Below are 19,321 nucleotides of genomic sequence, written 5' to 3'. Positions count from 1 at the left end.
GGTGGAAGTGAAACTCGGGGTCTGGATCTCCAACACGAAGACCCGCCGGGCCAAGCTCACTGAGGAGCAACTCGACCAACTCGCCGCACTCGGACTCCACTGGCGGTGACCCGGCCGGGCCTGGAGCCCGCCGAGACACGCTCTAGGTGTACTGACCCGTGAGATTGGGAACGCGGCTGGCGGGTGGTTGGCCTTTGAGCGCGGTGTGTCCGCGGTGGTGATTGTAGGTGTGGAGCCATGCGGGGTAGGCGTCGCGTCGTTCCTGCTCGGTGCGGTAAGGCTGGGCGTAGGCCCATTCGTCGAGCAGGGTGTGGTTGAAGCGTTCGACCTTGCTGTTGGACTCCCCAGGCGTTCAGGTGCCCCGCCGAGCGCGTCCATCGCGCTCACGAGCTGCGGCACGTCCTCTAGGGGAAGACCGACCAGTGTCCGCCCCGGCTCCCACCGTCCTGTGCTGACTGCCAGCGGGGCGAGTGCCGCGCCGTGCACACAATTGCGCAGCAGGCGCAGAATCGTCAGGGCGTTCTGCCCGTCAGTTCCGGAGGCGACCACGGCAGCGAGCGCAGGAGCGAGTTTGCCAACCTCGAGCACGAAATCCTTCCTCTGCCAGCCGGCACTGTGCGCTGACCTGGGAGGCAGGCGCAGCACGGCGTGAGCGACGCGGGCCGAGATGTCGACCGCTCCCATCAGGTTGATCAGGACCGTGTCGAGGCTGTTCAGTTGCGCCTCTGCGCTATCAACGGTCTGAGGCTGGTTGAGGGCTGCGTAGAGCTCGTCTCTGGCCTGTAGGGCGCGCTGCACGCGTAGGAGCAGAGAGCCGGCGGTGCGGATCAGGTTCTCATTGCCGGTGCCAGCCGAGTGTTGGGCGCAGGCTGTCAGCCAGCGCCACGTGGCGGGCAGGTACTCCGCGACACCGATCCGGTAGAAGGCGTTCTTGTTGGTTCGGGCGGCACCTTTTCCGTCAGTCCCTATGGACAGGTAGAACTCGTTTTGGGATCTCAAGTAGAGACCAACCCGGGGCAGGGCCTCCTCGGGCGTACAGATCGTCACTCCGTCGTAGGGGATCGGGGTTCCTTGAAGATATGGGCGCCGCGTCACGAACAGGTCAGCGTCGATCTGTTCTGCGATCTGGGCCGCGAGGCTGTCCGCCTCGCGGCGCTTGGCTGTTTGCTCCGGCGGAAGGTCTCCGTAGGCGGGGTGGTGGACATCGTTTACTGCGATCTGCGCTCGATTGCCGATGAGCGCACCGTAGCTGGCGCTTCCTTCGCCAAGATCCTGGACGAAATGGCGGTCACCGTTGCCGGTAGGGGCATCGACAAGCTCCACCCAGCCGGGAGCCACTTGGAGGCTCGGGGTCGCCTGTCGGCGTGGCAGGGCCGGGGGTGGCCCGTCGTCGGCATACCGCCAGGTCTGGAGGTAGCGGTGGCCCAGCATCCCCGAGAGAAGCGATGCTGGCCCCATGGCTGATCAGAGTCGACCAGTACATCGGCATCGGCCAGGACCCTAAGGCGCCGCAGCGCAGGCCGAGCCGCGAAGAGGTAGACATCATCGGCCGGATCCTCCGGCCCAGAAGCGCCGCCGCTGATGCGCGCGCCGTGGTTTGGTAGCTCGATCCGCATCCTTCCATCATCAAACATGACCGCACCCCACTGCGTGCGCTTTCTGAGACCCAGCAGGTGACGGCGCCACGGTGGAAAGCTCGACAAGCTCGCCGGGCCCGGCCTCGGCTGGGGCTGACGAGCCCGGGCCCGGCGCCAGCCAAAGGAGCCCCCGGATCGTCCCCGCCCGCCTGCGCCCGCCGCGCTCGAGGAACACGGCGACGGGGTGAGCCTGGTGGGAGCGGCCTGGCGGCATTCTGGGGCCGCCGGTATGACGCGGGACTTCTTGCGGGGCAAGGTGCCCGAGTCCAGTGCTCAGCGATAAGTCGCCATGCCCGCGAAGATGATGGCCAGTCCAGAGCCGGCGTCGCCACATTTCCCCCCAGGAGCGTCAAGGAGACAAAGACCGCCACATCGCGGGACCCATGGACCGGTCGATCAGCTCTTCGGCGTCCGGGTAGTCACCAGTCAGGACGGCGGCAAGGAAGTCGGCCATGCCACCATCAAAACGGTTCATCTCGTCTCCACCGTATCGCCATAGCACAACTGGCCATTGGTCCGGATCGGCCGCCGAGGTATCCCAACAGAAGTAGTCATTAGACGTATTGTTTGCCCATCCGATCAGACAGCCCGGCGCCGGGAAAGGCTCATAGGGGCGCCCTAGTTCTGGATACCACTCGTACCACTGCTCAAGCATCTCTCCCAGATCTTGATTGAACCGGTGGAGACCATTGAACCTCTCCCCGTCCGGAACGTCAGGCCTCAGAGACGGAGCAACCACCACGAGGTCTCCGTGGTACTGGACACGGCCGTAGCGTTCTACCAATTCACGGAAGTCCGATGGGAGCTGGACACCGAGTTTCTCGACCGCCCCAGCCCACCGCACCTCGACGGGTTCACGGCCGGGATCTCCCATCACTTCTGCAAGGCGTCCGATCGCGCTTGTCATCCTTCACCCTCCTAATCGCCTAGCGGAATCATTTGCCCACTAGTGGGATTCTCCTTTTCATTGCGCACGAGCCTCACACCGAGACCCGTCCGCCTACCATCCGCGAATTCCCCAATGGCAACCATGAAGAATCCCACAGGGATTCTGCTCGATGGCGTTTTATAGACCGGATCCACTACATAGTCCACAACCATACCCTTCCTCATGGCCGTCCCGACAATATCCTTCTCGAATCCTCGCATGGCTGCCGTGGTCGTATTTACTCCAACCTGGAAGCACGGCGCAAGGTTCTGAGCCACGCCTCGACCGCCGAACTCACGCGCGATGAAGTGACAACGGGCCAGCAGGTTCGAGTCCGCGTCGTCTACGTCCCAGCCCGCATTTTTCGCCGTCTCCTTGGCTTCTGCCCATCCGGTGATCTCTCCTCCCGCACCGGTACCGCGCTTCTGGGACGGCTTGCCAGTGAGGCATGCCTCGGCGGCGGTCGGTCGCTTCACTCCCGGGCTGCCGACGACGTCTTCCATGTCCCCGTACATGATCCAGCCGCTTCCGCTTCCATCCTTGTTGTCGGTGTCGGCGCCGGCAGGTTTGCGCTCAAGGCAGCTCTTGGGCTTGTCCGGGTCCGGCGCGTTGCCTTGGCCCGGCTGGGGTCCAGGGGCTGCCACGGTGGTCGGAATGACGTTGGGGGTGAGGGCCACCATGGCGAGCAGGCTGGCGCTGCTGTAGGAGGCGGCGATGACGTTGAGGGTGTCGCGCGGGTCCTTGGGGGCCCAGTCGAGCTGGGGGGCGGGGCGCTCGACCGTGGCCTTCGTCGGGTCCCACAGGGGCTTGGGCGGCTCGGCCCTGGGTGCGGGCGGGCGCGGGGGCGCGCTGGCTCCACGGCAGGTCTTGCAGGTCGGGCGCGACGGCCTGGGGTCGGAGCCCCGGTCCGGGGTTGCTTCAGGTCCTCCAACGGGCGTGCCGATCGGGCTCGACGTCGACGCGGAGGAAGAGGAGCTGGACCTCCAGTGGTCCCGGGCAGCCAGCTTCTCCTGGTAGATGTCGCTGCCTGCGTTGTTGCCGGGAACGTAGCCGTAGCCGCCGTACGCCCCGTAGCCGAAGCTGGTCACACCGCCCACGGAGAAACCCGGCATGGTGAAGCCGCTGGACGAGCCCGGTGCTTGGTATCCCGAAACTTCCCCTACGTACGGCTCGGCCTGAGTGTTGGCGTTGGGCGCGGCCGGCTTGGGTGCGGGCCGCGGGATGGTGATGCTGCCGCCGAACTTCCCGCCTCCGTTCCCGAACGAGATGCCGCCGCCACCGCCTGGCGCCACGACGGCCGGACCGCCGGCACAGCCGCAGCTGCTGACGTCGAAGTGTCCCGAGGGGTCGGTGCCGTTCAGGGGGGCGGCGTTGGCGTAGGTGTAGCGGTTGGCCTGGGCGGAGGGGGTGGGGGCGAGGAGGTAGGAGTCGCGGGAGGTGAATGAGCCGGTGCCGGGGCGGTACCAGCGGGCGTGCATGTTGACGTCGCCGGTGTCGGGGTCGGTCCAGCCGCTCTGGTAGCCGAGGCCGGTGGTGGTGCCGGAGGTGGTGGGCTTGCCGAAGGGGTCGTAGGTGGTGGTGCCGGTGACGGTGGTGCCGTTGGTGTCGAGGGTGGTGGTGGCGTCGGTGTGCTGGTCGGTGCGCACGCGGACGCTGGTGGTGGCGTTGGCGGCGCCGAGCAGGTTGCCGGCGGTGTCGCGGGCGTAGGTCCAGGTGCCGTCGCCGGTCAGGTTGTTGGAGCCGCCGTCGTAGGTGAAGCGGGCGGCGCCTCGGGTGGTGGCGCGGTCGAGGCCGTCGTAGGTGTAGGTGGTGGTGCCTTCGGTGATCAGGCGGTCGAAGGCGTCGTTGGCGAGGGTGTCGTCCTTGCCTGCGGTGGTGACGGCGGCGAGGGTGCCCCTTGCGGTGTAGCGGTAGGTGCTGGTGCCGTCGGACTGGAGGCGGTTGCGTTCGTCGTAGGTGGCGGTGGCGGTGCCGTTCTTGGTGCGGTTGCCTGCGGCGTCCCACTCGTAGGCGGTGGTGGTGCCGTCGATGGTCCAGGAGGTGAGGCGTCCGGCTTGGTCGTAGCCGTAGCGGTTGTCCTTGACCGGGTCGGTGGCGGCGCCGCTGACGGTCTTGCGGGTCAGGCGGTTGTCGAGGTCGTACTCGTAGGCGGTGCCGGTGAGCGGGGTGTTGGGGTTGCCGCTGACCGAGAGCTGGTCGCCGTTCAGGCGGCCGAGGGCGTCGTAGCTCAGGCGCCGTTCGGACATGGGCTTGAGCTTGGTGGCGTCGGCCGGGTCGGCAGCGACGTAGGACTGGCTGCCGAGGCGGCCGTCGCCGTCGTAGCCGTACCAGTTCTGGGTCTTGAGCTTGGGGTTGTTGGCCCAGTCGAGCTGACCGTCGGCCTTGTAGCCGAACATGGTCGCGTCGGTGTCCTTGTCCCAGCGCTTGATGACGCGCCCGTCGGCGTCGTACTCCCAGGTCTGAGTGGCGGCGGTCAGGTCGGTGCCCGCCTTGATGAGCAGGCCGCGGTCGTTGTAGGCGTAGTTCTGGCCGTTGAGGGTGGCGGAGTTGTGCCGGATCAGGCGGCCGGCCTTGTCGTAGGCCAGTTCCCGGTCGGTGGTGGTGGCTTCGGCGCCGGTGCCGCTCTCACGGACCAGGCGGCCGAGCGGGTCGTAGCTGCTGGCGCGTACCACGCCGCCGGGCTCGGTGGTGCGCACCGCCTGGCCGGCGACGTCGTAGGCGGTGGTCCAGGTGCGGTCGGCGGTGGCGGGGTGGGCGGTGGTGGCGGGTTCGACGGTGGACTCGGGCAGGTTCCAGGCGTTGAACGTGTAGACGGTGGTGTTGCCCCGACCGTCGGTGAGGCGGGTGCGGTTTCCGGCGGCGTCGTAGCCGAAGGTTGTGGTGATCGCCTGGCCGGTGGCGACCGGCTCGGTGAGCTTCACCGCGCGGCCCAGCGCGTCGTAGGCGGTGCTGGTGACGGCTCCGGTGGCCGGGCTGGTGGTGGTGAGCGGCCGTCCTTCGAGGTCGTAGGTGGCGGTGGCGGTGCGCAGCACGGTGCCGGCGGGGTCGAGGTTGTCGGTGGCGGTGGGGTTGCCGAGGCCGTCGTAGCGGGTGCGGACGGATTCGCCGAGGGGGGCGATGGTGCGCAGGGTGCGGCCGATGCCGTCGTACTCGGCCTTGGTGGTGCGGCCGAGGGCGTCGGTGGTGGTGACGACCTGTCCGGCGGGGTTGTAGGTGGCGGTGCTGGTGTTGCCGGCCGGGGTGGTGAGGGCGGTGCGGTTGCTGGCGTCGTCCCAGGTGAACGTGGTGGTCAGGTTCTGGAGGGTGGGCTGGCGTTCGACGGCGGTGGCGGTGAGGGTGCGGCCGAGCTGGTCGTAGGTGGCCTCGGTGCGGGCGCCGAGCGGGTCGGTGGCGGACAGCTGCAGGCCGGTGGGGGTCCAGGTCGCGTTCCAGGTCGGCGGGTTGTCGTCGACCGGGGGCTGGAGGCCGCCGAGGGAGTTGGGGTCGGTGCGCTGGGTCTGGTGGCCGAGGCGGTCGTAGCCGAAGGTGGTGCGCCGGCCGGCGGGGTCGGTGCTGGTGGTGATGCGGGAGAGCTTGTCGTACTCGGCGCGGCTGGTGGAGGTGAGCGGGGTGGTGGCGCCGGGCGGGGTGTAGTCGGGCAGGCGGATCTCGGTGGCGCGGCCGAGTTGGTCGACGGTGGTGCGCGTGATCCGGCCGAGCGCGTCCTTGGTGGTGACGGCCTCGCCGAAGGCGTTGTAGCCGGTGGTGACGGTGGGGTGCACGGTGGTGGCGGCCACTCCCCCGCTCTCGGTGGCGACCGCCGGAGCGATGGTGGTGGTGCGGCGTCCGAGGGTGTCGTACTGGTAGGTGGTGGTGTAGGCGGTGGGGTCGGCGCCGGTGGCGTTGCCGTTGGGCGTGGTGCTGCTGGTGAGCAGGCCGCGCTGGTCGTAGGTGAAGGTGCTGACGGCGGTCGGGCCGCCGGCCGAGGAGGCGAGCTGGGTGCGGGTCAGGCGGCCGGCGGGGTCGTAGGTGTTGGTCTGGACGCTGTTCTCGGTGCTGCTGACCTTGAGGGTGCTGGTGGTGACGCGGTCGTCGGCGTCGTATCCGAGGGTGGTGGTGCGGGCGAGGCCGGCCGGGTCGAGGACGGTCTGGGTGACGCGGCCGGAGGGGTCGACGGTGCGCACGACGGTGGTGCGTCCGCCGCCGGTGGTCTGCTTGGTCAGGTAGCCGGCGCCGTCGTACTCGTTGGCGTCCAGGACCACGGGGTGGCTGGTGCCGTCGGCCTGGGTGACGGCCTCGGCGCGGGTGGTGGCGGGCAGGCCGTCGTCGAAGTAGGTGTAGCTGGTGACGGCGCCCATGGCGTCGGTGACGGAGGCGAGTCGGCCGGCGGGGTCGTAGGCGCGGGACTCTGCGGTGAGGTCGCGTACGCCCTTGCCGTCGCCGTTCCAGCCTTCGACGACGGTGGTCGCGGGTTGGCTGCGCGGGGTGTACGTGTAGCGGGTGACCTGGCCGAGCGGGTCGGTGACGGTGGTGCGGCGGCTGAGGGCGTCGTAGCCGTAGCGGGTGACACTGCCCATCGCGTCGGTGTCGCTGTCGGGGCGGCCCGCGGTGTCGTAGGTGGTGCTGGCGGTGCGGGAGCCGTCGTTGCCGGCGATGTCGGCGGTCGTGGTGCTGGTGGGGCGGCCGTCGGGGTCGAAGGTGACGGTGGTCTTGGTCTGGTGGGTGTCCGCAGTGACGGCGTCGGTGACCTTGGGCCCGGTCTGGGCGGTGAGGTGGCCGAGTTCGTCGTACTCGTAGGTGGTGGTGATGCCGGCGGGCTGGGCGTCGGAGGTCTCGGTGGCCCAGGTCTTGCGGCCGGCGGCGTTGTAGCCGTAGGTGAGGGTCTGGCCGCTGGGCAGGGTGGTGCGGGCGAGGTCGCCGTTGGCGTAGTAGGCGTAGCTGGTGAGGGCGCCGGCGGCGGTGGTCTCGCTGGCGAGGAGGCCGGGCGGGGTGGTGCCGCCGCCGGGGCCGTAGGCGGGTTCGGTGCCGGTGGTGTAGCTGGTGTGGGTGGTGCGGCCGTCGGGGCGGGTGGTGGATTCGGGCAGGCCGAGGGCGTTGTAGGCGGCGGTGGTGCGGTAGGTGGTGTCGGCCGGGCCGGTGGAGCGGGCGTCGCGGGTTTCGACGGGCTTGTCGTTGCGCGGGTCGCGCGGGTTGTCCTTGTTGAGGAAGTAGCTGGTGTAGGAGGTCCAGCAGGAGTCGACGTCGCGGCAGGTGGTCAGGGAGACGGTGTTGCCGCGGGCGTCCTGGCCGCTGACGGTGGAGTGGCCGTTGGGGTCGGTGACGGTGTGGACGAAGCCGCCGGTGTCGTAGGTGTAGCTGGTGGTGTTGCCGGCCTCGTCGGTGCGGGAGATGAGGCGGTTGCCGCGGGTGACGTCGTGGATGTCGGTGGTGGTGTTGCCGGCCGGGTCGGTGAGGGTGACGCGGGAGGCGAGTTCGGTGGCCGAGGAGGCGGAGCGGGCCTGGTAGTGGGCGGCTGCGCGTTCGGCGGTCAGCGGGTGCTGGTAGAAGGCGACTTCGTCGATCTGGCCGGTCAGCCAGGACCATCCTCCGTTGCCGCCGGGCACGGTGCCGGTGTAGCCGCCGCCCAGGTAGGTGCGGTTCATGTTGAGGTGGTTGGGCGTGCCCTGGACAGTGCCGACGAGGGTGCCGTCCAGGTAGAGCGACTGGGTGCCCTGGGTGGCGCTGATCGCGGCGTGGTGCCAGGAGCCGTCGGTGACGGCGCCGGCGGAGGTGATCGGGCCGCCGTTGATGCCGTAGAACCAGCCGCGCAGCTTGCCGTCGGAGCCGACATAGAGGACCGGGACGGTGTTGTAGGGGCTGGCGCCCATCGGTTCGCTCTGGATGTTCAGCAGGACGCCGGGGGCGCCGGTGCGGAACCACAGTTCGGCGGCGAGTTCCGTGCCGGTCTGCAGGATCGGTGTGGGCAGGTCGACGTAGGAGGTGCTGGTGCCGTTGAACTCGGTGGCGCTTCCGTCGCCGGGGCCGAACACGCCCGTGGTGCCGGGCTTGGCGGCCGCGGCGTAGGTGCCGTTGCCCTTGATGGCGGCGACCTCGCTGGCGGCGGTGGTGCCGGAGGTCTCGTCCAGGCGCCAGTAGCCGCCGGGCGAGTCGGCGACGACGGAGCCGCGGTAGCCGACGCCCTGGCCGGCGACCTGGGCACTGCGGGCGCGGTAATGGGCGACGACGTCGCCGGTGCTCAGCGGGTGCTGGTACAGGGCGACTTCGCCGATGGTGCCGGTGAAGTGGCTGATGTCACCGGGGGACGCGGGCCAGTTGCGGGCGTAGCCGGCGCCGATGTAGGTGTGGCTGTTCTTCTGGTGATCGACCGTGCCGTTCTGGACGCCGACGACCTGGCCGTCGAGGTAGAGGGTCTGGGCGGTGCCCTGGACGGAGACCACGGCGTGATGCCAGGCGCCGTCGGTGACGGACTTGGTCGAGGCTGCGTTGTCCATCGGGGTGCTGAAGAAGCGGCCGCGCAGTTTGCCGTCGGAGCCGACGTACAGGACGGGGGTCCAGGTGCCGCCGATGCCGGCGGGGTCGTCGATCTTCTGGCTCTGGTCGCCGAGCAGGACGCCGGGGGTGGTGGTGTTGAACCAGAGTTCGACGGCGAGGTCGGTGGTGGCGTGCAGGACGTCCTGGGGGATCTCGATCCGGGAGGTGGCGGAGCCGTCGAAGCGGGCGGCGGTGATGTCGGTGGGGGCGAAGACGCCGGGGGCCTTCTTGGTGACGCCGTCGCCGTAGGTGCCGGCCAGGCCGGTACCGACTTCGCTGGCGGCGGTGGCGCCGTCGCGTTCGCCCAGGCGCCAGTAGCCGGCCGGGGTGGAGGTCTTGACGGCGTTGCTGTAGAGGAAGGAGCCGCCGCTGAAGGTCGGTTCGGAGATCTTCCAGTCGCTGCCGGCTGCGTCGGTGACCTTGGTGACGCGTTCGGTGGTGGTGTCGTAGGCGACCTGGGCGCTCGTGCGGCCGGAGGGCAGGGTGGTCTTGGTGAGCTGGGCGCTGCCGACGCGCAGGGCGTAGTGCTCGGCGACGGTCTGCTCGGTGAGCGGGTAGTCGTAGACCGCGGCTTCGGTGATCTGGCCGGTGAACCAGGACATGCCGCCGTTGCCGCCGGGCATGGTGCCGGTGTAGCCGCCTCCGAGGTAGGCGCGGTCCATGTTGAGGTAGTCGATCTCGCCGGCGGCGGTGCCGACGAGGGTGCCGTCGAGGAAGAGGGCGGTGTTGGCCCGGGCGCCGGCGAGCACGACGTGGTGCCAGGTGTTGTCGGTGACGGTGCCCGGTGTGGTGATCGGGCCGCCGGTGACGCCGTAGAACAGGCCGCGCAGCTTGCCGTCGGAGCCCACGTAGAGGGCGGGGACGACGTTGTACGGGGCCTCGTTCATCGCGCGGTTCTGCAGGCTGAGGATGACGCCGGCGGAGGTGGTGCGGAACCACAGCTCGACGCTGCGGTTGGCGGAGGAGCTGATGGCGCGGCTGGGCAGCTCGACGTAGGAGGTGGAGCGCCCGTTGAGGGTGACGGCCTGGTTGCCGCTGGCGGCGAGCGCGCCGCCGATGCCCCAGGTGACGTCCTCGGCGTCGGCCGGGGAGCGGTCGCTGACCTGGGCTTCGTTGGCGACGGCGGTACCGTCGGCCTGGCCTAGGCGCCAGTAGCCGGCGGGGCCGGCGTCGCGGACGGCGGTGCGGTAGCGCGAGCCGGTGCCGTAGTCGTAGACGGTGCAGCCGGTGGCGGCGGTCGGGTCGGCGCCGGGCGGGCACACCTTGGTGAGCTGGTCGCCGTTGTACTGGTAGGACCAGCTGCCGTTGGAGCCGGAGGCGGTCACGGCGGTGACGTGGTTGCCGGTCCAGTTGAGGGTCAGGTTTCGGCCGGAGGCGCTGTCCTTGACCTGGGCGAGGCGCCCGGAGCTGTAGACGAGGTCCTGGGTGTGGCCGGCGGTGTCGGTGACGCGGGTGAGCTTCCCGTCGGCGCCGAAGGTGTGGACCAGGCCGGCGCGGTCGGTGAGCGTCCAGCCGCCACCGTCCGCCTTGCGCAGGTCGGCGGCCATGCCGGCGCCGGGGACGTAGGCGTTCGTGCCCGGGTCCCATCCGAAGCGGGCGCGCGAGCCGTTGGCAGCGGTGACCAGTGCGTTGCCGGGCAGTGAGAGCCAGCTGCTGGTCTCGACCTGGACGCGCATGTCCCAGGGGCTGGACCAGCCCGCGCCGAAGGCGCCGTCGGTGCGCGGGTCGAGGGAGTTGTAGCTGCGGGTGACGGACAGCTCCGGGCCGACGACGGGCAGGGCGGCGTCGGTCGCGGCGGTGGTGTAGTTGCCGGCCGCGGTGTTGACGCTGCGCCCGGCGTCGGCCGCGGTGGTGTACTGGCTGGGCTGGGGCAGAACGGTGCGGATGTAGGAGGCCTGGGTCTCGGGGCTCTCGGCCGCGCCGTCGCCGGCCTGGGCGTACCAGGCGTACTGCTCGTTCCAGGTCAGCCAGCCGGCTGGGACGACGAAGCGGGACTGGCGCTTGAGCCATGGGCTCTGCTTGCAGTCGACGCGGGCGTCGGAGCCGACGACGCGGCACACCTCGAAGCGGTAGTCCAACTCGGGGTTGGGGGCCCGGTCGGGGTCGACGCCCTCGCCGATGAGGGTGGGCTGGAGCTGGTAGACGACCTCGCCGGAGGGCGGGGCAAGGCGTGTCATGTACGGGGGGATGTTGATGGAGGAGATCTGGATCTTGATCGGCTGGACGTAGGCGTCGTTGAAGAAGTTGCTGACCTGGTACTGGTCCATGGTGAACGCGACGGTGTACGCGCCCTGCGGAAGGGCGCGGATGTGCGCGTCGACCACGGCACTGCCGCCCGGGGGCACGTCGCCCGGCATCGAAGTCCAGGCGATGTTGGTGCCGTAGTTGGTGATGTTGTTGCCCCACTGGTCGAACAGCAGGTACGACATCTTGTAGTTGTTGGTGGGGGTCCAGGTGTCCATGCCGCGGTTCCACACGCGCAGGCGGACGATGCCTTCCTGGGTGGCGGTCACCGGCTGCTGCAGGCCCCAGAGTTCGTAGTCGGCGCCGTAGCGGGACCAGGTGACGTCCAGGGACGGCTGGCCGCCGGACATGTTGGCACTGCCGAACTGCTTCCAGGAGTAGTTGTCCCAGACGTCAGTCTTGATGGCCAGGCCGTAGTTCGCGGTCCAGTGGTGGGTCCAGGAGTTGACCAGGTCGCGGCCGTCGGCGCCGAGGTCGATCGACTCCCAGGCCTCCGGGCAGGCCCAGGCGCTGGAGGGGCTGGGCCGCCAGCCGTGCGCGAAGGACGGGGCGGCCAGGGCGGAGCCGGTGGAGGGCGCGGACGAGGCGCGCACTCCGCCGGGCGACCACCAGGAGGTGACCTGGTGGATGGTGACGGTGCGCGGAGTGCAGCTGTAGGACCAGCCGTTGTACAGGCTCAGGCGGGCGCCGAGGACGGTCGCGTTGCTGAGGGAGTCCTCGATGCCGGTGAACTTGATGAACGAGGTGGCCTGGTTATTGCCGCCGTTGTTGGTGCCGACCTTGAGGACGGTGTCGCCGGAGAAGTCCTGCTCGTGACCGGAGTAGGCGTAGGTGGTCTCCAGGGCCTGGACGGAGGAGACCGACGGGTCGACCTTGACCGGGTAGACGCGCTCGGGCGCGTGGAGCCAGGCCTCGTCGAGCTTGACCCTGAGGGCCTGCCCGCCTGCCGCCAGCTGGACGATCTCGTAGGTGACGCCGCCGGTGATCGCGCCTTCCTCCGTGTTGGGAGCGAAGGCGGAGTCCTGCATCCAGCCGGCGGGCATGCGCCCGCGCAGGGTGCCGGCGGCGTCGGTGAAGTGCACGGAACCGTCGGCGTCGATCGCGGCGGTGACGCCCTGCAGGCGCAGCGGGAAGACCCACTCGGTGGGCGCGCTGGTGTCCTTGAGGACCAGTGTCTCCTTGAAGGACGAGTTGCCGGCCTGGATCGTCACGTCCGACTGGGGACGGGCGCCGGCGTAGGTGACGACGCTGCCCTGGGCGGTGCCCTGGACGGAGGCCGCGCCCTGGAGGCCGTAGCCGACGGAGATGCCGTCAGCGAGCTGGAACTGGACCAGCGGGGCGGCGTCGGCGGTGAGGCCGAGCTTGAGCTGCTGCTCGGTGGAGGTGGTGGTCCAGCCGTTCTGGACGGGGGCCGTGAGGCCGAGCTTGAGCTGCTGCCCGGCAGGGCCACTGGTCGAGCTGTCCTCAACAGCGGCGGCGCTGAGGCCGAGCTTGAGCTCTTGCTCGGCAGAGCCAGTGGTCCAGCCACCTTGAACAGGGGCAGTGAGGCCGGCGGTGGCAGTGCGGGCGGGTATCAGGGTGGTGTCGATGGCGGCCCAGGAACCGTCGGGGCGCCGGAAGTTGACGGGCTTCGAGTAATTGCGGGTCGTGAAGGTCCCGTCCGCGTTCTGAAAGGTCCGCTGTTGCGCGGTGCGCTTCTCGGGAAGTTCCTTACTGGTCGCAGGGTCAAAGCTCTTGGCCGGGTCGACCTTGCCGGCCGGCTTGGCGACGGGCTTGTCGGTGACCTTGGCCTCGGTGGCGGGCAGCTGAGCGGTCCGGGGCGGCGCGACGGCCTGGGCGGGCGCGACGGTGGTCTTGTCCTCAGGCAGCTCGCCCGGGGCGGGAGCCGCGCCGGGGTGACCGGAACCGTCGTTCGCGCTGGTGGCGGCGGTGGTTGCGTCGTGGCCGCGCCCGTCGGCGCTGCCCTGCGGCTGCTTGGGGTGCGGGCCAGGATCAGCAGGCGCGGTCTCGGCCGCCCGGCGCAGCAGGGTCTCGGCGGCGGCCGACCCCTCGGCTGTTCCGAGGACGACCATGGTCATGGCCAGCAGGATTGCCAGGGGACGGCGCAGCACTCGGAACCCACCAGACGTTCAAGAAAGGCAAATGAAACGGCAGCAGATATATCCGATTATCGTCACGTCGACAAAGAGTTGACGATCTTGAAGTGATGCGAATCACGGAACGAATTTGCAAAGACCGGGGCAATTTACGAAATCTGACACTCTGATTGAAGAAGTGGTCTGCCGGGACCGGGACGCAGGCGTGGAGGCGACATCTGACGTCGCAGGCGTGGGTGCGCAACGTCGGGCCGTGCACGGACCCGCGCACTGCTTCCGCGTCCACTTCGTCGACTGCGGCAAGCCCGGCCACGGGAAGATCCGGGCGCCGGGAGTCAACACAGGCGACACACAGGTGCGATGGAAACCGGCCGCCGGTCCGGCGAACCCAGGATGACGGCCGGCAGTGTCCGCTGGCATCATCACCACCGTGTCCACACCTGCCGCCGCCGTTCCCGTGCCCGCCCACACCGCGCCCACCGACGCGAGCCCAGACGACACCGCCACACGGACCTGTCCGCAGTGCGCGGCGCCACTGCACCCCGACCCGCGCTTCGCTCTCTGGTGCCCGGGCTGCGAGTGGAACCTCATCCCCGAGGGACCCGGATGCTCCCCCACCAAGCACCAGCAGGCCGCCGCCGCCCGCGCCGACCGGCTGTTCCAGGAGCTCGCCGCCGGACGCCCCACCACAACCGCCCGGCGCGACTGGCTCGCCGCCGGCGCCATCGCCGGCCTCGTCCACCTCGCCACCCTCGCCCTGTTCGGCTGGGGTCTGTGGCTGCTCGCCACCGGGAACACCCCGCTGCGCTGCCTGGGCGCGGTCGCCCTCGCGGCCGTCGTCCTGCTGCGCCCGAGACTGGGCCGGGTACCGAACGACGAGACCGTGCTCGCCCGCTCCGCAGCACCCGCTCTCTACGGGCTGGCCGACCGGGTCGCCGCCGAGGTGGGGTCACCACCGGTCCACGTCATCCGGCTCACCGAGGAGTTCAACGCGAGCTTCGCACTCGTCGGACTGCGGCGGCGCCCGGTGCTCACGATCGGCCTGCCCCTGTGGCAGGCGCTCGACGACCCGCAGCGGATCGCGCTGCTCGGCCACGAGTTCGGACACCGCGTCAACGGCGACCACCGACGCGGCCTGTGGCTGTCCTCGGCGATCGGAGCGCTCGCGCACTGGTACGGCATGGCCCGCCCGCGCGGCGGCTGGGGCGAGGGCGGGATGCGGCTGCTGTTCCAGCTCGCCGAACTGCTCAGCAACGCCGTGATGAACACCATCGCGTGGGTGCTGTGGCAACTCCTGCTGCTCCTCGACCGGCTCACCGCCCGAGCCGGCCAGGAAGCCGAGTACCGCGCCGACGCACTCGCCGCCCACGCCGGATCCACCGAAGCGGCCCGCGGCATGCTCGAATCCCTCCTGCTCGAGGGCGCCGCCAATACCGTGATCACCCGGCTGCGCGCCGACCACCAGAACCGCCGCCCCCGCGTCGTCCGTCGTGGGACCGGCCACACCGACGACCAGGCAACCACGACCCCGGACGCCCTCTGGGATCGGCTGCGTGAACACCTGACGGGCCTTCCGCCCACCGAACGCGAACGCCTGCGCCGCCGCAGCACCCACGCCCGTTTCGCCGTGGACACCACGCATCCCCCGACCCACCTGCGTATCGCGCTGCTCGACAAAGCACCGGCCCTGCCCGCAGCCGTCACCATCACGACCGCCGAGTCCACAGCCATCGCCACCGAACTCGCGCCCCACCGCACGCGGATCGCCCGCATGCTCCTCGCGGGCTAGGGACTCCTGGGCTTGATCCGCCTGACGGACTCCCTGATCAGGGCACCGAGCACCCCCGGAAGGACGAGGTCCATCATGGAGAGCACGGGGGAAGAAGCCACGCCCTCGCCGCTCGTTCACGCCGGAGCTCAAGGCCGAGACCGGCGGCGGCCGGGCCTGGCGGAGGCGACCTGGCAGCCTTCTGGGGCCGCCCGCGCCGTGCTCGCCCCGTCTCGCCTCACGCGGCCGGCGCCAGTTGGACTGCTCCCAGCCCCAGGGCTCTGACTGTGAGCACCGAGCACACCGGGCCACGACAAACGTCCCTCACACAAAAGTCAGCCCTGGGGGCTCCCTCTTCGAGCAGCTCAGCGCCAGAGCAAACGTCACTCACACGCCGGGCAACTCCAGATAATGGATATCCCGGACGCGGATTCAGTTCTCCTGCAAGGCAGGGGCAGCATGGTGGATATCGTCCAGGCCATCGGCCGGGCCCTGCGCATGCAGCCCGGAGAGGGAAAGACCGCCAGCCTGATCGTACCGGTTTTCCTCAAGGTCGGTGAGCAGCCCGGGGACATTCTGGAGTCGGACAGCTACGGTCCGCTGATCGAGATTCTGACGGCCTTGCGCTCTCACGACGCCAAGGTGGTGGAGGCCCTGGCGGTGCCGCAGAAGTCGGGCAAGCGGACGACCGGGCGCAGCGCGGAGGCTGCTGTTGGGCCTGGTGAGAGCATGGTTGGTGCGGGTGGGTCGGGGGCGTTCACGTTGCCGGTGCGGTTCCAGGCGCCGGTGGATGAGAACGTGCTGGCGCTGTTCATCGCGTCGCGGGTGCTGGTCGGTGAGACCCAGTTGTGGCGTGAGGGGATCGGTCATGCGCGCAGGTGGTTTGAGGAGACCGGTGGGCTGGATGTTCCTTATTCGGCGCTTGTCGGGGAGAACGGGAATTACCCTCTGGGAAAGTGGTTGTCGGACCGGCGCGGTGAGAATGCGAATGGTGAGCTGGCGCCACACCGGGTGGAGATGCTGGACGCGCTCGGGATGATCTGGTCCGTGTCGGACGCGCGCTTCGAGGCCGGGTTGGACTGGGCGCGGGTGTGGGCGAAGGGCCACGGCGGCTCTTTGGCGGCGCCGGCCCGGGCCTCCATCGGCGGATACGCGATCGGCACGTGGCTCTCCGAGCTGCGGGCCGCCGCGCAGGTGCCGGCCGGGGAGCCGGGGGCGCTCGCGCCGCAGCGGCGGGCCGCGCTGGAGGAGATCGACCCCTGGTGGTGCCCACACTGGCCGATCACCTGGCAGCGCTCCTACGCGGTGGCCCGGCAGTGGTGGCTGGAGGCCGACGGCTTGGTCGACTGGACGAGCCTGCCGGTGGAGACAGTGTTCGAGGGTGAGCAACTCGGCCGGTGGGTGCGGGCGCAGCGGGCCTGCTGGCCGGACCTGGTCGAGGAGCAGCAGGACCTGCTGACGGCGATCGGCATCGCCGAGGACCAGGAGCTGGTGGCCGCCAAGGCCGCGGCCGAGACGAAGCCGAAGCTGTCCCGCGCGGACCGGTTCCAGCTCCACCTGACGGCCCTCGCCGAGTTCGTCGAGCGGGAGGGCCACGCCCGTGTTCCGCGCCCGTACAAGACCAGTGAGGGCCTGTCGCTGGGTGCCTGGCTCAACAACACCAAGGCCCGCCGGGACAAGCTGTCGGCCGAGCAACGCGGCCAGCTGGAAGCCCTCGGGGTGAGCTGGTAGGCGTCCGGGTCGGGGTGCACGGCTGGGGAGGCCCGGGCCCGGCCGGGAGCCGCCCGGCCGGGCCCGGGAGCTGTCAGCTCTGGATGAGCTTGCCCATGGCGTGGGCTTCCTGGACGTCGCCGGTGTCGAAGAAACTCCACGGGACGGTGAAGTAGCCGTGGTCGCCCCAGTTGGTGCCCCAGCTGTTCTCGATCTTCACACCCTGGTGTTGTAGGCCACGATGGTCACCTCGTGGCCTCCCTCGACGGGGTCGCTGGCGGCGTCGCCGGGCAGGTAGCTGTAGTTGGAGGCGCTCTGCGCGTTGAGGCTGTTGAAGCTCTTGTGGACCTTGAAACCGATCGGGACGGGCATGCCCTGGGAGATCGCGTTCTTGATGGCCGCCTTGGCGTTGGCGCCGCTGGTGGCCAGGGCGGTTAATCCGGAGAGCTTGTAGTTGGCGGCGTTGGCGCGCTCGTCGTCGTCGGGCTGGGTGGTGTAGTCGAAGTCGCCCTGCCAGTAGTGGGCCTTGGTGTCGATGCCCTGGTCCTGCTCCATCGGCAGGGCGACGGCGGCGGTGGTGCCCTTGTCGTTGCCCTTGGCGATCTGCGAGTAGATGTACATCGGTGCCATCGGGGCGCCGGTGATGTTCTGCTCGTTCATCAGGATGCCGTAGCCGGAGTAGCCGGTGGCCCAGGTCACGCAGGAGCCGACCTTGCCCTGGTCGCCGGGGGTGAGTGCGTACTGGGTCAGGTCGGCGCTGGCCGGGACGTCGCCGAAGTTGGCGAAGGGGGCGATGTCCGCGAGGTCGCCGGACGAGGTGGCCCGGAGGGTGTGGGGGTGGTTGCGCAGGGCGTCGAGGTCCAGGCCGAGGCCGTGCTCGGGGCCGGCGTGCGCGGTCGCGGGGTGCGGGGCGGTGGTCTGCGCGGTCGCGGCGGTGGCGGTGCCCGCGAAGGTCAGGCAGCTCAGCGCGAGGGCGGTGGGCAGGGCGATCGCTCGGGATATGCGCATCAGGGAGCTCCTTGGGGGGAGGCCGCCCGGGGGTGGGCGGCACGCCGCATCCGCGCCGCGCGCGAGGGCACGGCGGACACGGTGAAGCGGGTGGGGGAGTCCGGCTGACGACTCGTTGGCCGGACTGCGTCACACCGTAGCCACGCCACCGGGGTGGCAGGTACCTGTCACATAGCCCCCGGGGTCGGCGTTATGGGTCATCGGCCGCGTACCTTTCAGGGTTTTGACACCGTGTCGAGGTGAGGTTCCGTAGACCCGGACGGCTTCACGGGCGTTCAGGAGGCCGGACCTCGACTGCTCACCGTTGACAGCGGCCACCCGCTCCGATTGTGGCTGCGGCCCTTGTGATCCCGAACACCAGGGTCGTAGGTTGTCACCGCATGGAGCTGGAGTTGCGACATCTCAAGACCGTGCGGGCGATCGCCGAGGCCGGAAGTCTGACCAAGGCCGCCACCGGCCTCGGTCTCACCCAGGCCGCTTTGTCGGCCCAGCTCAAACGGATCGAGCGGGTCTTCGGCGGCACGCTCTTCGAGCGACGCCCCGCGGGCGTTCGCCCCACGCCGCTGGGCAGGCTGGTCGTGGAACGCGCCGAGGTGCTGCTGCCGGCGGTGCGCGAACTCCAGCAGGAAGCAGCCCGCCTGGTCAACCTGCCCACCGCCGCACCCTCACGGCTACGCGTCGGCGTCCTCCAGATGCGGCTGTATGAGGGGCTGTGGGAGCGGCTGACGGCCGAATGCGCGGATGCGCTCGTCACCTTCGTCAGCTTCACGCAGATGGCGGACGTGGCAGGGCAGGCGGCCGCCGGACGGCTCGACTTCGCCCTGGGCGGCGCCTGCGGGCACCTCGGCACCACCTACGACGACCGGCTCACCTGGCGAGACATCGCGATCGACCCGGTCTTCGTCCTGCTGCCCCACAACCACCCCCTGGCCGCCGAGCCCGAGCTGCACCTCGCCCAGCTCGCCGACGAGCACTGGGTCTCCGCACCCGGGCGCGGCGACTGCTTCAGCGACTGCTTCGCCGCAGCATGCGCCCGCGCCGGCTTCACCCCACGCTCCCACGACGAGGCGGACACCCCCGTCGGCGTGCGCCTGGTCGAGTCCGGCCGGGCCGTCGCACTGTGCGCGGCCGCCTTCGCACCGCCACCCGGAACCATCACCGTGCCACTGTCCGGAACACCGCTGACCTGGCGCCAGATCATCGGCTGGCACCCCGACTCCCCCGCCGCCACCCTGGCCGACAAAGCCACCGCCTGCGCACGGCAGGCCCACGCCGAAGTCGTACGCCACAGCCCCGCCTACCTCACCTGGACCGCACGCACCTCCGAAGCCGCCACACCATAACAACCCCACCGGACCGGCCCCTCGGCAACCAGGACGGCGGCGACGGTCTGGGCGGGGATCCAGGCGCCGGAACGGCG

General features: G+C 70.0%; 7 protein-coding genes and 1 pseudogene. 3 read left to right on the top strand and 5 right to left on the bottom strand.

The features are described from left to right. Positions 1 to 142: 142 nt before the first annotated feature. The 3 genes and pseudogenes from PUR71_RS07615 to PUR71_RS07605 all read right to left on the bottom strand — a co-directional run. Positions 143 to 343, bottom strand: a pseudogene (locus PUR71_RS07615) (integrase core domain-containing protein); the annotation flags it as partial. A 1,643-nt stretch (positions 344 to 1,986) separates the two neighbouring features. Continuing rightward, positions 1,987 to 2,544 carry an SMI1/KNR4 family protein gene (locus PUR71_RS07610; protein ID WP_329925569.1) on the bottom strand — a complete coding sequence of 186 codons (558 nt, stop codon included), beginning with the start codon at positions 2,542 to 2,544 and terminating at the stop codon, positions 1,987 to 1,989. Positions 2,545 to 2,555: 11 nt separating this feature from the next. Then, entirely contained in the window at positions 2,556 to 13,397 is a 10,842-nt protein-coding gene (locus tag PUR71_RS07605) for a LamG-like jellyroll fold domain-containing protein (protein WP_329925568.1), read from the bottom strand. A 448-nt stretch (positions 13,398 to 13,845) separates the two neighbouring features. On the opposite strand from PUR71_RS07605, the gene PUR71_RS07600 reads away from it, so the two are divergent. Together PUR71_RS07600 and PUR71_RS07595 are read left to right on the top strand one after the other, a co-directional pair. Further along, complete coding sequence (locus PUR71_RS07600; protein ID WP_329925567.1) at positions 13,846 to 15,204, top strand: M48 family metallopeptidase; 1,359 nt, start codon at positions 13,846 to 13,848, stop codon at positions 15,202 to 15,204. A 438-nt stretch (positions 15,205 to 15,642) separates the two neighbouring features. Beyond that, positions 15,643 to 16,914, top strand: a complete 1,272-nt coding sequence (locus PUR71_RS07595) for a helicase associated domain-containing protein (RefSeq protein WP_329925566.1) — start codon at positions 15,643 to 15,645, stop codon at positions 16,912 to 16,914. 73 nt (positions 16,915 to 16,987) lie between these two features. Here PUR71_RS07595 and PUR71_RS07590 read toward each other — a convergent pair whose 3' ends face one another. Further along, positions 16,988 to 17,113: a C1 family peptidase gene (locus PUR71_RS07590; protein WP_329925565.1), complete on the bottom strand. Its 126-nt coding sequence runs from the start codon at positions 17,111 to 17,113 to the stop codon at positions 16,988 to 16,990. Further along, a complete protein-coding gene (locus PUR71_RS07585; protein WP_329925564.1) occupies positions 17,110 to 17,901 on the bottom strand; it encodes a peptidase in 792 nt (263 codons plus the stop codon). Before PUR71_RS07585 ends, PUR71_RS07590 begins: the two co-directional genes overlap by 4 nt. Before the next feature lie 380 nt (positions 17,902 to 18,281). Here PUR71_RS07585 and PUR71_RS07580 point away from each other — a divergent pair, with 380 nt between their 5' ends. Next, on the top strand, positions 18,282 to 19,244 hold the full coding sequence (locus PUR71_RS07580; RefSeq protein WP_329925563.1) for a LysR family transcriptional regulator: 963 nt from the start codon (positions 18,282 to 18,284) through the stop codon (positions 19,242 to 19,244). Positions 19,245 to 19,321 lie beyond the last annotated feature (77 nt).

The organism is Streptomyces sp. SP17BM10 (assembly GCF_036322405.1).
In the GTDB taxonomy this organism is placed as follows: Bacteria; Actinomycetota; Actinomycetes; order Streptomycetales; family Streptomycetaceae; genus Kitasatospora.
This window is presented reverse-complemented; position numbering and strand designations above follow the sequence as displayed.

Bases quoted from the DNA above. Each gene is read 5' to 3' on its own strand.
- PUR71_RS07605 (WP_329925568.1), bottom strand. From the start codon at position 13,397: ATGACCATGGTCGTCCTCGGAACAGCCGAGGGGTCGGCCGCCGCCGAG.
- PUR71_RS07595 (WP_329925566.1), top strand. From the start codon at position 15,643: ATGGTGGATATCGTCCAGGCCATCGGCCGGGCCCTGCGCATGCAGCCC.
- PUR71_RS07610 (WP_329925569.1), bottom strand. From the start codon at position 2,544: ATGACAAGCGCGATCGGACGCCTTGCAGAAGTGATGGGAGATCCCGGC.
- PUR71_RS07585 (WP_329925564.1), bottom strand. From the start codon at position 17,901: ATGCGCATATCCCGAGCGATCGCCCTGCCCACCGCCCTCGCGCTGAGC.
- PUR71_RS07580 (WP_329925563.1), top strand. From the start codon at position 18,282: ATGGAGCTGGAGTTGCGACATCTCAAGACCGTGCGGGCGATCGCCGAG.